This window comes from Psychroserpens mesophilus, assembly GCF_050617655.1.
In the GTDB taxonomy this organism is placed as follows: domain Bacteria; phylum Bacteroidota; class Bacteroidia; order Flavobacteriales; family Flavobacteriaceae; genus Psychroserpens; species Psychroserpens mesophilus_A.
In genome coordinates this window covers 1-272 of sequence record NZ_JBODQC010000168.1, presented here as the reverse complement: position 1 = coordinate 272, position 272 = coordinate 1, and the positions used below count along the sequence as shown (strand labels likewise).

Genomic DNA, 272 nt, shown 5'->3' with positions numbered 1-272 from the left:
TTGACGCACAGGCATTACAGTTTGCGGATGCAAAATCTTAGCTCCAAAATAAGCCAACTCAGCAGCTTCATCATATGACAAATGCGATAAGGCTTGTGTATCGTTAACATAACGTGGATCGTTATTATGGAACCCGTCAATGTCTGACCAGATTTGTACCTCATCGGCTTCAATAGCTGCACCAATAATGGTTGCTGTATAATCGCTTCCTCCACGTTGTAGGTTGGTTACTTTGCCTTCAGCATCTAAACAAATAAAACCTTGCGTGATAT

The 272-nt window shown here is 41.5% G+C and carries 1 pseudogene; it reads right to left on the bottom strand.

The features are described 5' to 3' along the window. Positions 1 to 272: pseudogene (locus tag ACRHNM_RS16800) on the bottom strand (aspartate kinase); the annotation flags it as partial.